Below are 13,915 nucleotides of genomic sequence, written 5' to 3'. Positions count from 1 at the left end.
GCAGGAATAAATGCCGGATAGTCGCGTAAACGCCTTCTCCGGCAAGCTTAAATCAGAAGAACACCACGTAAACGGCCGCTGCAACGATAAAACGGTAAATCGCAAACGGAATGAACGAGATGCGTTTAATCAGTTGCAGGAAGGTTTTGATTGCCACCAGCGCGACGACGAACGCAGTGGCAAAGCCGACGGCAAACATCGGGATGTCGGCAACCGTCAGGAACGACCAGCTTTTGTAGAGATCCAACGCCGTGGCGCCCATCATCATCGGCACGGCCAGCAAGAACGAGAATTCAGAGGCCGCATAACGGCTCACGCCCATCAGCATACCACCGGAAATCGTGGCGCCTGAGCGGGAAAAGCCCGGCCACAGCGCCAGACACTGGAAACAGCCAATCATGAATGCCTGACGGTAGGTCATGTCGTCCAGACCCGGCGCGCGCGGCTCTTTCGGCTTCAGACATTCCGCCGCAATCAGCAACAAACCACCAACCACCAGCGCATACATCACGTTAACCGGGTTAAACAACGATTTAATGGTGTCGTGGAACACCAGTCCCAGCACCACCGCAGGGATCATCCCCAACAGAATATGGCCCAGCGTCAGACGCCCTTTTCCGGTGCCTTCATGCGCCGGTTTGCCAAAGTGAATGCCGATCAGTCCGAATAAACGTCGCCAGAACATCACAACGACGGCCAGGATAGATCCCAGTTGAATCACCACCTCAAACGTCTTCGCGGTATCGCCTTCGAACCCCAACAGATGGCCAACGATAATCATGTGCCCTGTACTGGAGACGGGCAAAAACTCCGTCAATCCTTCGACCACACCCAATATTGCCGCCACCAGCAGCGAGTGCATATCGCTCATCAATAAACCCCTAAATGTAAAAAATCATGCAGCAAAAAATGGATCCTGCGTTAAGACCCATTTATACCCAGTTGGTTTAAAAATTATAAAGTTAATTATTTTCTTTCAGATTATTGCCACGCTCAATGATTACGCCCACATTTGCCGCGCGCGCCACGGCGCCGGGTTTACTGAGCTTGATACGCACCCACGGAGAATTAAACCGCGCCAACAGCAGATCGGCAACCTCTTCTGCCACCCTTTCAACCAGCGCAAAACGACTGCCTTCCACGTGATTGACAACCGTTTCGGCAATGTCAGCATAGCTTAGACAATCCGCCACATCATCGCTTTTGGCGGATTTGCGGTTGTCCCACGCCATTTCGATATCGAACACCAGTTTCTGTTCAATGGTCTGTTCCCAGTCGTAAACACCGATAGTGGTGATGACCGAAAGTTGCTCTATAAATACAATATCCATCACGACCTGCTCGCTTTTTGGCTAACCCGGATACCACTTCCGGCGAATTATGCGTATTATCCACAGAAGTAACGTTTAACACGACATTTTCAAAACGGAACAGCTTATGAGTGCAATCGCGCCTGGAATGATCCTCTTCGCGTACCTCTGCGGCTCAATTTCCAGCGCCATTCTGGTCTGCCGCATCGCTGGACTGCCCGACCCGCGTCAGAGCGGTTCCGGTAATCCAGGCGCGACCAATGTGTTACGAATCGGTGGCAAGGGAGCGGCCGTAGCAGTACTGGCTTTCGACGTCCTGAAAGGCATGTTGCCCGTCTGGGGCGCATACGCGTTAGGCGTCAGCCCTCTCTGGTTGGGATTAATTGCGATCGCGGCCTGTCTGGGGCATATCTGGCCGGTCTTCTTTGGTTTTAAAGGTGGCAAAGGCGTCGCTACCGCATTTGGCGCCATAGCGCCGATTGGCTGGGACTTAACGGGCGTCATGGCGGGCACCTGGTTGCTGACCGTGTTACTGAGCGGCTATTCATCGCTCGGTGCTATTGTCAGTGCCCTGATAGCACCGTTCTACGTCTGGTGGTTTAAACCGCAGTTCACCCTCCCGGTCTCCTTGCTATCGTGCCTGATTTTGCTGCGTCACCATGACAACATCCAGCGACTGTGGCGTCGTCAGGAGACGAAGATCTGGACAAAACTGAAGAAGAAGAGCGAAAAAGATCCCGAGTGATCTTATTCGCTGCCCATCGTCAGCGCAGGCTGGTAGCCTTCATTGGGCCTGCCTAGCCGCTGCTGGCACCATGCCGCCAGAAACTCCACGCATACCCTTAACTTCACGCTGCGATAAAGCGGTTCCTGATAAACAGCCCAGATATTGGCGCTTTGTGCATACTCCGGTAACACCCGAACCAGCTTGCCGCTGGTCAGAAACGGCTGCACATCCCACTCAGAACGCAACATAATTCCTTTTCCCTCCAGCGCCCACTGCAGAACAATTTCGCCGCTGTTGGAGGAAAGATGCCCCGTCACCTTCACCGACTTTTTCTCTTCGCCATTTCCCAGTTCCCATACTCCGTGGGTCATATCGCGCTCTTTTGTCACCAGGCAATCATGATGACATAATTCCTGTAATAATTTCGGTTCAGCATATTTTTGCAAATACGTGGGGGACGCACACAATATCCTTTTATTTTTCGTTAACAAATGCGCTATATAATAATCTGGAATCTCATCATTAATTCGAATATCGAGATCGATATTGTCCTGCACCAAATCAATCTGCCGATCAAAGAGTTCAAAATGGACCTGTAGTTCAGGATAATTGCGCATCAGTTCGGTAATGGCGGGCGCAATATGGCTACGACCAAAACCAAAACTACAGCCAATGCGAATCATTCCTTCCGGACGGGTTTTGATTTGCGTCACTTCATCCACCAGATGCTGATACTGGGTAAGAATTTCCAGCGCATGTTCATAGCACCGCTGCCCGCTTTCCGTTAGCGCAACGCCTCTTGCCGAACGGTTCAGCAGCGTGGTGGCAAGGGTTGTCTCGAGGATCTGAATCCGTTTAGTCACAAATGCGGGCGTTTGCCCCAGCGCCGCCGCCGCCGCGCTAAAGCTTCCCGTATGGACAATTTCAATCAGCACCTGCAGATCTTTGGCTAAGGGATAGTTATTCAGCATTTTCGGATTACCCGTGATTTTGATAACCGCAGTGTAATTCTCTTCACGCCGTCAATCTCTGCCTTTGCTCAATTTTCATCACCTTTCTACAGCATGATTCACGAACCGTTAATTACATATACACAGCAGCAAAAAATATAAATCCACATTTTTAGTGGTAGTTTACTTCGGAGAATTTATTTCCAGATAAATAAAGAACTGGAGTTAACATGATGAGCAATCAAAATAATCAAAACGCGGTTAATACGTTGACAGAAATTGTCGCTAATTTTACCGCCATGATTTCTACCCGGATGCCCGACGACGTAGTGGATAAATTAAAACAGCTACGAGAAGGCGAAACCTCGCCAATGGGTAAAATCATTTACCACACCATGTTCGACAACATGCAGAAGGCTATCGACCTGAACCGCCCGGCCTGTCAGGACACCGGCGAGATCATGTTTTTTGTCAAGGTCGGTTCCCGTTTCCCGCTGCTGGGTGAGCTGCAAAGCATTCTTAAACAGGCCGTAGAAGATGCCACCGTGAAAGCGCCGCTGCGCCACAATGCGGTAGAGATTTTTGACGAAGTAAACACCGGTAAAAACACCGGCAGCGGCGTGCCGTGGGTGACCTGGGACATCATCCCCGACGGCGATGAGGCAGAAATCGAAGTCTACATGGCAGGCGGCGGCTGTACGTTGCCGGGACGCTCCAAAGTGCTAATGCCCTCCGAAGGCTACGAAGGCATGGTGAAATTCGTCTTTGAAAATATCTCCACGCTGGCCGTAAACGCCTGTCCGCCGGTACTGGTGGGCGTGGGAATCGCAACCTCTGTTGAAACCGCCGCCGTACTCTCACGTAAAGCGGTGCTGCGCCCGATTGGCACACGACATCCAAATCCAAAAGCCGCCGAGCTTGAACTGCGCCTGGAAGAAGGACTTAACCGGCTGGGAATTGGCCCGCAAGGACTCACCGGCAACAGCTCAGTGATGGGCGTGCATATCGAATCCGCCGCGCGCCACCCGTCGACGATCGGCGTTGCCGTTTCAACCGGCTGCTGGGCGCACCGTCGCGGCACGCTGCTGGTTCATTCTGACCTCTCCTTCGAAAACCTGTCCCACACCCGGAGCGCGTTATGAAAAAGATCCTGACTACCCCGATCAAGGCCGAAGACCTGGAAGATATCCGTATTGGCGATGTGATCTACCTGACCGGCACACTGGTGACCTGCCGCGACGTCTGCCACCGTCGCCTGATCGAACTTAAGCGTCCGATCCCTTACGACCTCAACGGCAAAGCGATTTTCCACGCCGGTCCCATCGTGCGTAAGAACGGGGAGAAGTGGGAGATGGTCTCCGTCGGCCCAACTACCAGCATGCGCATGGAAGCCTTTGAAAAAGAGTTTATTGAGCAGACCGGCGTGAAGCTGGTGGTGGGTAAAGGCGGCATGGGTCCGCTCACCGAAGAGGGTTGCCAGAAATTTAAAGCGCTGCACGTGATCTTCCCGGCGGGCTGCGCAGTCGTTGCTGCGACCCAGGTTGAAGAGATTGAAGAAGTGCACTGGACGGAACTCGGCATGCCGGAATCCCTCTGGGTTTGCCGGGTGAAAGAGTTCGGTCCGCTGATTGTCTCTATCGATACCCACGGCAATAACCTGATCGCCGAAAACAAAAAACAGTTCGCCGCACGTCGCGGTCCTATCGTCGACGAGATCTGCGAGCACGTCCATTACATCAAATAACCCTTCCGGAGAGGCTTTGCGCCTCTCCCTCTTCGCAGGGATACTACAATGGCACCTTTAGCTGGTTGGTGGCGATACCTGGCTCCGCTGGTGGTCATCGCCATTATTGCTGTTTTGCCTGCCCCCACCGGTCTTGAGAGCCACACCTGGCTCTATTTTGCGATCTTTACCGGCGTTATCGTGGGACTCATTCTGGAACCTGTGCCGGGCGCGGTAGTCGCGATGATCGGGATTTCGATCATCGCCGTCCTGTCGCCGTGGCTGCTGTTCAGTCCGGAACAGCTCGCGCAGGAAGGCTTCAAATTTACCGCCAAATCATTGTCGTGGGCGGTCTCTGGTTTTTCTAACTCGGTTATCTGGCTGATTTTCGCCGCTTTTATGTTTGGCACTGGCTATGAAAAAACCGGACTCGGTCGGCGTATTGCCTTGATGCTGGTGAAAAAGATGGGGCATCGTACGCTATTTCTCGGCTATGCGGTGATGTTCTCTGAGCTGATCCTCGCCCCCGTTACCCCCTCCAACTCCGCGCGCGGCGCCGGGATAATCTACCCGATAATCCGTAACCTGCCGCCGCTCTATAATTCACAGCCTAATGACGCCAGTTCCCGGTCTATTGGCTCCTATATTATGTGGATGGGAATTGTCGCCGACTGCGTGACCAGCGCCATTTTCCTGACCGCAATGGCGCCTAATCTGCTGCTGATGGGTCTGATGAAAGGCGCTTCCCATACGGCGCTAAGCTGGGGAGACTGGTTTTTAGGCATGCTACCGCTGAGTATTGCATTGGTCCTGCTGGTGCCCTGGCTGGCCTACGTGCTGTATCCGCCAGTGCTGAAATCAGGCGATCAGGTGCCGCGCTGGGCGGAGACGGAGCTGGAGGCAATGGGGCCACTCTGCTCGCGTGAGAAAAAGATGTTGGTGCTGATGGTTGGCGCGCTGGTGCTGTGGATATTCGGCGGTGATTATATTGATGCTGCGATGGTCGGTTACAGCGTGGTGGCATTAATGCTGGTATTACGCATCATCTCCTGGGATGACATCGTCAGTAATAAAGCCGCGTGGAACGTCTTCTTCTGGCTAGCTTCGCTGATTACCCTCGCCACAGGACTCAACAATACCGGCTTTATCACCTGGTTTGGTAAGCTGCTGGCAGACGGGTTGAGCGGCTATTCGCCGGTGATGGTGATGATCGCGCTGATTGTGGTGTTCTATCTGCTGCGCTACTTCTTTGCCAGCGCCACCGCCTATACCTCAGCGCTGGCACCGATGATGATTGCCGCCGCGCTGGCGATGCCGGAGATCCCGTTACCGGTGTTCTGCCTGATGGTGGGCGCAGCCATTGGTCTGGGCAGTATTCTTACCCCGTATGCGACGGGGCCAAGCCCCATCTATTACGGCAGTGGGTATCTGCCAACGGTTGATTACTGGCGGTTAGGTGCCATTTTCGGCCTGATCTTTCTCGTTCTGCTGGTGGTAACCGGTCTGCTCTGGATGCCCCTCGTTTTGCTGTAAACCCGGTTGGGGAGCCATGATGTCGCCCCTTTTTTCCATACACTTCTCAGATGACTGTTTTGCCGGATAAGGCGCTTACACCGCCATCCGGCAAACACACATTACGCTGCGGGTAACTCTGCCAGCGGCCAGCGTGGACGCACGGTCACGCCGAGATCAGCCGTGGCTCCGGCGTTAAAACGCACCATCCCGGCATAGGCGATCATCGCGCCGTTATCCGTACAAAACTCCGGGCGCGCATAGAACACTTCGCCACGACGCTTTTGCATCATCTCGGCCAGCTTTGCGCGCAGCGTGCGGTTGGCGCTAACGCCGCCCGCCATCACCAGACGTTTAAAGCCGGTCTGATCCAGCGCGCGTTTGCACTTGATCATCAGCGTATCCACCACCGCGTCTTCAAACGCGCGGGCGATATCCGCACGGGTCTGATCGTCATCGCCATTGTTGCGAATCGTGTTGGCTGCAAAGGTCTTCAGGCCGGAGAAACTGAAGTCCAGCCCCGGACGATCGGTCATAGGCCGTGGGAAGACAAAACGTCCGGCAGTGCCCTGGGCCGCCATTTTCGACAGCATCGGGCCGCCAGGATAATCAAGCCCCAGCAGTTTGGCGGTTTTATCAAAAGCTTCACCCGCCGCATCATCAATGGATTCGCCCAACAGTTCGTACTGGCCGACCCCCGTCACGCTAATGAGCTGAGTGTGGCCGCCAGAAACCAACAGCGCGACAAACGGAAATTCCGGCGGGTTCTCTTCCAGCATCGGAGCCAGCAGATGCCCTTCCATATGATGCACAGGGATGGCAGGAACATTCCACGCAAAGGCCAGTGAACGCCCAACGGTTGCGCCGACCAGCAGCGCACCAACCAGACCCGGCCCCGCGGTATACGCCACCGCATCAATGTCTTTCGCCTTTAAACCTGCCTCTTTCAGCGCTGCCTGGATCAACGGTACGGTTTTGCGCACGTGATCGCGCGAGGCCAGTTCAGGCACCACGCCGCCGTAGTCAGCATGCAATTTCACCTGACTATACAATTGGTTGGCCAACAGACCCTTTTCATCGTCGTAAATGGCGATGCCGGTTTCATCGCAGGATGTCTCAATACCCAATACACGCATGACTTATTCTACCTCGCTCTATTACCGCGCAGTGTAGGACCAATGCGGGTTGATGTAAAACTTTGTTCGCCCCTGGAAGAAGCCTCGTGTATACTCCTCACCCTTATAAAAGTCCCTTTCAAAAAAGGCCGCGGTGCTTTACAAAGCAGCAGCAATTGCAGTAAAATTCCGCACCATTTTGAAATAAGCTGGCGTTGATGCCAGCGGCAAACCGAATTTATTAAAGGTGAGAGTTACATGCCGGTAATTAAAGTACGTGAAAACGAGCCGTTCGACGTAGCACTGCGTCGCTTCAAGCGTTCCTGCGAAAAAGCAGGTGTTCTGGCGGAAGTTCGTCGTCGTGAGTTCTATGAAAAACCGACTACCGAACGTAAGCGCGCTAAAGCTTCCGCTGTGAAACGTCACGCGAAGAAACTGGCTCGCGAAAACGCACGCCGCACTCGTCTGTACTAAGTCTTCTGAGGGTCGCGGCCCTCAATTCAGACCGAGTTGTAGTTGTAAGGCCGTGCTTCCGAAAGGAATGCGCGGCTTATTTTCGTTTATGCATTGGCATATACACAAAATCATTCATGATGCGTCAAGGATGAAGTGTATAAAAGGGGCATATGGCTGGACGAATTCCACGCGTATTTATCAATGACCTGCTGGCGCGCACCGACATCGTCGATCTCATCGACGCGCGGGTGAAGCTAAAAAAACAGGGCAAAAATTACCATGCGTGCTGTCCATTCCATAACGAAAAAACCCCCTCTTTCACCGTAAACGGTGAAAAACAGTTTTATCACTGCTTTGGATGTGGCGCGCACGGTAACGCCGTCGATTTTCTCATGAACTACGACAAGCTCGAGTTCGTGGAAACGGTCGAAGAGCTGGCTGCGATGCACAATCTTGAAGTGCCCTATGAAGCAGGCAACGGCCCCAGTCAGATAGAGCGCCATCAACGGCAAAGTCTTTATCAATTGATGGACGGCCTGAACACATTTTATCAACAGTCTCTGATGCAACCCGCCGCAACCCCCGCGCGCCAGTATCTGGAAAAGCGAGGATTAAGTCGCGACGTGATCGCCCGTTTTGCTATTGGTTTTGCGCCCCCCGGCTGGGACAACGTCCTGAAACGGTTTGGCAACAATACCGAGAATCGCAAATCGCTGGTTGATGCGGGTATGTTGGTTACCAACGATCAGGGACGCAGTTACGACCGCTTCCGCGAACGGGTGATGTTCCCCATCCGCGATAAGCGTGGACGGGTGATTGGTTTTGGTGGACGCGTGCTGGGTGACGGCATGCCGAAATACCTGAACTCCCCGGAAACCGATATTTTTCATAAGGGCCGTCAGCTGTATGGCCTTTATGAAGCCCAGCAGGATAACGCTGACCCGCAGCGCCTGTTAGTGGTGGAAGGCTATATGGATGTGGTAGCGCTGGCGCAATACGGCATTAACTACGCCGTGGCGTCTCTGGGGACATCGACCACTGCCGATCACATCCAACTGTTATTCCGTGCGACGAACAACGTCATTTGCTGTTACGACGGTGACCGCGCCGGACGCGATGCCGCCTGGCGAGCGCTGGAAACCGCGCTGCCTTATATGACGGATGGCCGCCAGTTACGCTTTATGTTCTTACCTGACGGTGAAGATCCTGACACCCTGGTGCGTAAAGAAGGTAAAGAAGCGTTCGAAGCCCGGATGGAGCAGGCATTGCCGCTCTCCGCGTTTTTGTTTAACAGCCTGCTGCCGCAAGTGGATTTGAGTACCCCGGACGGACGTGCCCAGCTCAGTACGCTGGCGCTGCCGCTAATCACGCAGGTGCCGGGTGAAACGCTGCGTATTTATTTGCGACAGGAGCTGGGCAACAAGCTTGGCATTCTGGATGACAGCCAGCTTGAACGTTTAATGCCAAAACTGGCAGAAAATGGTGCTTCCCGGCCAGCTCCGCAGCTAAAACGCACGACCATGCGTATACTGATAGGATTACTGGTGCAAAACCCAGATTTAGCACCGTTGGTTCCACCGCTTGGTGGACTGGATCCAAAAAAATTGCCAGGACTTGGCTTATTTGTAGAACTGGTCAACACTTGTCTGTCTCAGCCAGGTCTGACCACCGGGCAACTTTTAGAACATTATCGCGGCACAAATGATGCGGCGACCCTTGAAAAATTGTCGATGTGGGACGATATAGCAGATAAGGATATCGCAGAAAAAACCTTCACCGACTCACTCAACCATATGTTTGATTCGATGCTTGAGCTGCGCCAGGAAGAGTTGATAGCTCGTGAGCGCACACACGGTTTAAGCAGCGAAGAACGCCGGGAACTCTGGACACTAAACCAGGAACTGGCAAAAAAATGAATTTAACGGCTTAAGTGCCGAATATCGTTCGGGAAGCCCCCGGCAGCCGCACTGAGAGGCAGCGGCACAAATATAAGTACGCCCTCGTTTTGCCGTTGGCGGTTTAACCGCCCAACACCAATCAAACGAAATAAGTGTGGATACCGTCTTATGGAGCAAAACCCGCAGTCACAGCTGAAGCTTCTTGTCCAACGTGGTAAGGAGCAAGGCTATCTGACCTATGCCGAGGTCAATGACCATCTGCCGGAAGATATCGTCGATTCAGATCAAATTGAAGATATCATCCAAATGATCAATGACATGGGTATTCAGGTGATGGAAGAAGCACCGGATGCCGATGATCTGCTGCTTGCTGAAAACACCAACAGCACCGATGAAGACGCGGAAGAAGCTGCGGCTCAGGTTCTCTCCAGCGTGGAATCTGAAATCGGTCGCACAACTGACCCGGTACGCATGTATATGCGTGAAATGGGCACGGTTGAACTGTTAACCCGTGAAGGCGAAATTGACATCGCTAAACGTATCGAAGACGGGATTAACCAGGTTCAATGCTCCGTTGCCGAGTATCCGGAAGCCATTACCTATCTGCTTGAACAGTACGATCGCGTTGAAGCTGAAGAAGCGCGTCTGTCCGATCTGATCACCGGTTTTGTTGACCCGAACGCGGAAGAAGACCTGGCACCTACCGCCACTCACGTCGGTTCTGAACTCTCCCAGGAAGAGCTGGATGACGACGAAGATGAAGACGAAGAAGAAGACGACGACAGCAGCGATGACGACAACAGCATCGATCCTGAATTAGCGCGTGAGAAATTCGGTGAGCTGCGTACTCAGTACGAAATCACCCGCGACACGATCAAAGCGAAAGGCCGCAGCCATGCAGCCGCTCAGGAAGAAATTCAGAAGCTTTCTGAAGTGTTCAAACAGTTCCGCCTGGTGCCGAAACAGTTCGACTACCTGGTGAACAGCATGCGTGTCATGATGGATCGCGTGCGTACTCAGGAACGTTTGATTATGAAGCTCTGCGTTGAGCAGTGCAAAATGCCGAAGAAAAACTTCATCACGCTGTTCACCGGTAACGAAACCAGCGAAACCTGGTTCAACGCCGCAATCGCGATGAACAAACCGTGGTCTGAAAAACTGCACGACGTGGCAGATGACGTTCACCGCGGCCTGCAAAAACTGCAACAGATTGAAGAAGAAACCGGCCTGACCATCGAACAGGTAAAAGACATCAACCGTCGTATGTCCATCGGTGAAGCGAAAGCCCGCCGTGCGAAAAAAGAGATGGTTGAAGCAAACTTGCGTCTGGTTATCTCCATCGCCAAGAAATACACCAACCGTGGTCTGCAGTTCCTGGATCTGATTCAGGAAGGCAACATCGGTCTGATGAAAGCGGTAGACAAGTTTGAATACCGTCGCGGTTACAAGTTCTCCACCTATGCAACCTGGTGGATCCGTCAGGCGATCACCCGTTCGATCGCGGATCAGGCGCGTACCATTCGTATTCCGGTACATATGATTGAGACCATCAACAAGCTCAACCGTATCTCCCGCCAGATGCTGCAAGAAATGGGTCGCGAACCGACGCCGGAAGAGCTGGCTGAACGTATGCTGATGCCGGAAGATAAGATCCGTAAAGTGCTGAAGATCGCCAAAGAGCCAATCTCCATGGAAACGCCGATCGGCGACGATGAAGATTCGCATCTGGGTGATTTCATCGAGGATACCACCCTCGAGCTGCCGTTGGACTCTGCAACTACCGAGAGCCTGCGTGCCGCAACGCACGACGTTCTGGCTGGCCTGACCGCCCGTGAAGCGAAAGTTCTGCGTATGCGTTTCGGTATCGACATGAACACCGACCATACGCTGGAAGAAGTGGGTAAACAGTTTGACGTTACCCGCGAACGTATCCGTCAGATCGAAGCGAAGGCGCTGCGTAAACTGCGTCACCCGAGCCGTTCTGAAGTGCTGCGTAGCTTCCTCGACGATTAATCGTAATTAATTGTTCTTAAGCCCTCCTCGTGAGGGCTTTTTTACAGGAGCAACAGTCATGCAACAAGGATGCTATTCACTCCCCGCACTGGTCCGTGCGCTCGATAACGGCCAGCACGTTGAATACCTGTGGTTCTGGGGACATCAACCCTCCGCTAACGGTACGATTACCGCCTCTTGCTTCAGTCAGTGGTGGCAGAATGCGCCATTCAGTCATAACGGTGTGGTATATGCCACGGCGGAGCACTGGATGATGGCCGGAAAAGCGCGTCTGTTTGGCGATGAGGCCATGCTGACGAAGATCCTCGCAGCGCAAACGCCCGCGGAAGCCAAAAAGCTGGGGCGCAAAGTCGCAGGATTTGACGAAAATCGCTGGCAGGAGAGCTGTTTCGAGCTGGTGTGCGAAGGCAATTACCACAAGTTTAGCCAGCACCTGCCGCTCAAATCATTTATCCTCAGTACCGCCCCTCGTGTACTGGTGGAAGCCAGTCCGGTAGACAAAATCTGGGGAATTGGTCTGGCAAAAGATCATCCGGATGCCGCGACACCGTCGCGCTGGCAGGGTGAAAATCTGTTGGGATTTGCTCTTATGGAAGTCAGGGATCGCCTGGCGAAAGAGTGATGATTCAACGTAACCCCGGCTTGCGTCGGGGCTTACACTCCATACTTAACATCCACGCGCCATCAGCGCCTCATCCAGCTCCCGATAGGCTTCGACCAGCTTGTCCAGAGCGATCCGACTTAGCCCGCTGGTATTCGGTAGCACCCATACCTGGGTCGTGCCAATACTCATCGCCTGTTTGCCCCACTGTACGCCACGCTGGCTAAATCCCTGCTCAAAAGCCTGCTTACCCAGAATGGCCAGCGCCTGTGGCTGATAGCGTTCAATCTTCTCAATCAGGTTGCGACCACCACTGTGTAACTCCTCTCGCGAGACCTCATTCGCTTGTACCGTCGGTCTGTCGACCAGTTTGGTCACACCACAGCGGAAATCCAGCAGATGTTGCGCCTCCTCCGGTTTTAGTTGGCGATCGGTAAATCCGGCCTGATGAATCACCTTCCAGAAGCGGTTAGCAGGATGCGCAAACGGAAACCCCGTCCCCGCCGAGGACAGCCCCGGATTGATGCCGCAAAACACGACGCGAAGCCCCGGCGCCAGTATGTCCTTAACCATGATACCCCCCAAACAACACAACAGAGGGGAAGTATAACGAATTGAAAATACGTTGTTTATAAAAACAGCATACGTACGGTTATGGCTGGATTGCAGCACAGAGTTACTTTATAATCCCTCGCCACGGCCCCTTAGCTCAGTGGTTAGAGCAGGCGACTCATAATCGCTTGGTCGCTGGTTCAAGTCCAGCAGGGGCCACCAGATAAAACAAGGACTTAGACAGGAAACTGGCTAAGTCCTTTTTGTTTTGTTTCAATCTGGGTGACGTAACTCTACTGTAGGTGTTGTAGCCAGGGAGATTTAGCATGAGCTTTAAGGATAAAGTTGAAGAGAAAAAAAAGCGCCGCATGGCCCGTCCCCCTGAGTTAACGGTAAAGGACTGGATTAGCAACGATGAGTCACTTCGTACACATGGCTTATTGCGTGATGCTATTGCCCCTATCCTCTTCTGGATAGAATCGAAGATGAGCCGCACAGCTTGCCTGTGATGCGCTGCAAATGGCGCAGTGGTGGTGTCAACGCCAGGAAAATATCATTATTCACTCGGAGCGGGGTGGCCAATACTGTTCATCGGATTATCAGGCTCTGCTGAAACGTCATAATTTTCACGGGAGCATGAGCACGAAAGGCTGCTATTATGACACCCCCTGTGTGGAAAGCTTCTTTCGCTCGCTGAAAGTGGAGTATATCCATGGGGAGCACTTTGCCAGCCGGGAGATGATGAGAAAGGTGGTGTTTAATTATATCGAGTATGACTACGATCGGTGGCGACGCCACATTACCTGTGGCAATCTCAGCCCCGAACAATTTGAGTACCAGAACCTCGCTTAGGGCTGTGTCCATATTGCGCGGGTAAGTTCAATGAACTACAGCTCATCTTCAAATGCGGGTTTATGTAAAAACTCTCTTAACGATAGAGCCAATAACCCTAACCCATCACCCACTACTAAATTGTCTACATGAAGTGGTTTACTGAATTTGGCCACCTGAACAGAGGTGATATGCTCACCTCAGAACAACACAGGTGCACCAATGAA

At 53.0% G+C, this 13,915-nt stretch carries 14 protein-coding genes, 1 tRNA gene and 1 pseudogene; 11 read left to right on the top strand and 5 right to left on the bottom strand.

The window, feature by feature from the left end; translation table 11 throughout:
* Window positions 1-52 precede the first annotated feature (52 nt).
* Window positions 53-871 (bottom strand): undecaprenyl-diphosphate phosphatase, encoded by an 819-nt coding sequence (gene bacA / locus AC07NP_RS19065; RefSeq protein ID WP_192613522.1) that lies wholly within the window; start codon window positions 869-871, stop codon window positions 53-55.
* A 91-nt stretch (window positions 872-962) separates the two neighbouring features.
* On the bottom strand, window positions 963-1,331 hold the full coding sequence (gene folB / locus AC07NP_RS19060; RefSeq protein WP_271444099.1) for a bifunctional dihydroneopterin aldolase/7,8-dihydroneopterin epimerase: 369 nt from the start codon (window positions 1,329-1,331) through the stop codon (window positions 963-965).
* A 106-nt stretch (window positions 1,332-1,437) separates the two neighbouring features.
* On the opposite strand from folB, the gene plsY reads away from it, so the two are divergent.
* Complete coding sequence (gene plsY, locus AC07NP_RS19055; protein WP_192613524.1) at window positions 1,438-2,055, top strand: glycerol-3-phosphate 1-O-acyltransferase PlsY; 618 nt, start codon at window positions 1,438-1,440, stop codon at window positions 2,053-2,055.
* Window positions 2,056-2,057: 2 nt separating this feature from the next.
* Here plsY and ttdR read toward each other — a convergent pair whose 3' ends face one another.
* The gene (gene ttdR, locus AC07NP_RS19050) at window positions 2,058-3,008 is read right to left on the bottom strand and encodes an L-tartrate utilization transcriptional activator TtdR (RefSeq protein WP_494661410.1); all 951 of its coding nucleotides are present in this window, start codon (window positions 3,006-3,008) and stop codon (window positions 2,058-2,060) included.
* A 209-nt stretch (window positions 3,009-3,217) separates the two neighbouring features.
* Here ttdR and ttdA point away from each other — a divergent pair, with 209 nt between their 5' ends.
* Genes ttdA through AC07NP_RS19035 form a run of 3 tightly spaced genes read left to right on the top strand, consistent with a single transcriptional unit; the run spans window position 3,218 to window position 6,243 of the window.
* Window positions 3,218-4,129 carry a L(+)-tartrate dehydratase subunit alpha gene (gene ttdA, locus AC07NP_RS19045; RefSeq protein WP_494661409.1) on the top strand — a complete coding sequence of 304 codons (912 nt, stop codon included), beginning with the start codon at window positions 3,218-3,220 and terminating at the stop codon, window positions 4,127-4,129.
* The gene (gene ttdB, locus AC07NP_RS19040; RefSeq protein ID WP_276293864.1) at window positions 4,126-4,731 is read left to right on the top strand and encodes a L(+)-tartrate dehydratase subunit beta; all 606 of its coding nucleotides are present in this window, start codon (window positions 4,126-4,128) and stop codon (window positions 4,729-4,731) included. Before ttdA ends, ttdB begins: the two co-directional genes overlap by 4 nt.
* A gap of 48 nt (window positions 4,732-4,779) precedes the next feature.
* Window positions 4,780-6,243: an anion permease gene (locus AC07NP_RS19035; RefSeq protein WP_494661408.1), complete on the top strand. Its 1,464-nt coding sequence runs from the start codon at window positions 4,780-4,782 to the stop codon at window positions 6,241-6,243.
* 101 nt (window positions 6,244-6,344) lie between these two features.
* On the opposite strand, the gene tsaD is transcribed toward AC07NP_RS19035, so the two are convergent.
* Entirely contained in the window at window positions 6,345-7,358 is a 1,014-nt protein-coding gene (tsaD, locus tag AC07NP_RS19030) for a tRNA (adenosine(37)-N6)-threonylcarbamoyltransferase complex transferase subunit TsaD (RefSeq protein WP_494661407.1), read from the bottom strand.
* Window positions 7,359-7,595: 237 nt separating this feature from the next.
* Between tsaD and rpsU the strand changes: the two genes are divergently transcribed.
* From rpsU to ybiA, 4 genes are all read left to right on the top strand, one after another.
* Entirely contained in the window at window positions 7,596-7,811 is a 216-nt protein-coding gene (gene rpsU / locus AC07NP_RS19025) for a 30S ribosomal protein S21 (protein WP_001144069.1), read from the top strand.
* 152 nt (window positions 7,812-7,963) lie between these two features.
* Complete coding sequence (gene dnaG, locus AC07NP_RS19020) at window positions 7,964-9,709, top strand: DNA primase (protein ID WP_203359944.1); 1,746 nt, start codon at window positions 7,964-7,966, stop codon at window positions 9,707-9,709.
* 120 nt (window positions 9,710-9,829) lie between these two features.
* Window positions 9,830-11,704: an RNA polymerase sigma factor RpoD gene (gene rpoD, locus AC07NP_RS19015; RefSeq protein WP_494661449.1), complete on the top strand. Its 1,875-nt coding sequence runs from the start codon at window positions 9,830-9,832 to the stop codon at window positions 11,702-11,704.
* A gap of 58 nt (window positions 11,705-11,762) precedes the next feature.
* Entirely contained in the window at window positions 11,763-12,326 is a 564-nt protein-coding gene (gene ybiA / locus AC07NP_RS19010) for a riboflavin biosynthesis intermediates N-glycosidase (protein WP_494661406.1), read from the top strand.
* A gap of 45 nt (window positions 12,327-12,371) precedes the next feature.
* Here ybiA and mug read toward each other — a convergent pair whose 3' ends face one another.
* Window positions 12,372-12,878, bottom strand: a complete 507-nt coding sequence (gene mug, locus AC07NP_RS19005) for a G/U mismatch-specific DNA glycosylase (RefSeq protein WP_494661405.1) — start codon at window positions 12,876-12,878, stop codon at window positions 12,372-12,374.
* Window positions 12,879-13,003: 125 nt separating this feature from the next.
* On the opposite strand from mug, the gene AC07NP_RS19000 reads away from it, so the two are divergent.
* The 3 genes and pseudogenes from AC07NP_RS19000 to AC07NP_RS18990 all read left to right on the top strand — a co-directional run.
* Window positions 13,004-13,079: transfer RNA gene (locus AC07NP_RS19000), tRNA-Ile, on the top strand.
* Window positions 13,080-13,183: 104 nt separating this feature from the next.
* Complete coding sequence (locus AC07NP_RS18995; protein WP_494661404.1) at window positions 13,184-13,366, top strand: hypothetical protein; 183 nt, start codon at window positions 13,184-13,186, stop codon at window positions 13,364-13,366.
* A pseudogene (locus AC07NP_RS18990) lies at window positions 13,350-13,709 on the top strand (IS3 family transposase); the annotation flags it as partial. The gene AC07NP_RS18995 and the pseudogene AC07NP_RS18990, both read left to right, overlap by 17 nt.
* Window positions 13,710-13,915 lie beyond the last annotated feature (206 nt).

It is taken from the genome of Citrobacter sp. GW821-FHT07H02, assembly GCF_059418505.1.
The sequence above is the reverse complement of the archived record's forward strand: the minus strand, read 5'-3'. Positions and strand labels throughout refer to the sequence as shown.